Here is a 637-nt window from a genome sequence, read left to right as displayed (position 1 = left end):
TTCATTGGTGTATCTACAAAAGCTGAAAAAATGACTGAGTGGGGAATTGCTCCTGAAAATCAGTTGTTGCTTTGGGACTGGGTAGGTGGACGTTATTCTCTTTGGTCTTGTATTGGTTTCCCTATAGCCCTAACGATTGGTATAGATGGCTTTCAACAGCTTTTGGCTGGCGCACATGCTGTTGATGAACACTTTCAAAATACAAACTTTGAGCAAAATATACCGGTTCTCATGGCATTACTCGGTATCTGGAATAATAATTTTTTAAATATTCAAACCCATGCGGTATTACCTTATGACGGAAGATTAAAGTATTTTGCTGCCTATTTGCAGCAGCTTGAAATGGAGTCTAATGGTAAGTCGGTACAACGTGATGGCCAAAAAGTTGAATTAGATACTTGTCCGATTGTATGGGGTGAGGTTGGTCCAAATGCCCAACATGCATTTTATCAGCTACTTCATCAAGGAACACAGGCAGTAAGCTGTGATTTCATTGCACCGATCCAACGTTATAATGCAGATCACTTTACGTATGTGGAGAATGCTGAGGCATTGATTGAACAACATCACCTCGCATTATCAAATTGTTTGGCGCAATCACGTTTATTGGCTTTTGGCAATGAAGCTTTGGATTCAG

At 40.2% G+C, this 637-nt stretch carries 1 pseudogene; it reads left to right on the top strand.

Annotated features, from left to right (window positions below):
* Positions 1 to 637 (top strand): annotated as a pseudogene (locus ABD296_RS49775) (glucose-6-phosphate isomerase); the annotation flags it as partial.

The organism is Actinomadura napierensis (assembly GCF_039529375.1).
Taxonomy (GTDB): domain Bacteria; phylum Actinomycetota; class Actinomycetes; order Streptosporangiales; family Streptosporangiaceae; genus Spirillospora; species Spirillospora napierensis.
Note: the sequence above shows the minus strand (reverse complement) of the source record. Positions and strands in the feature narration are given on the sequence as shown.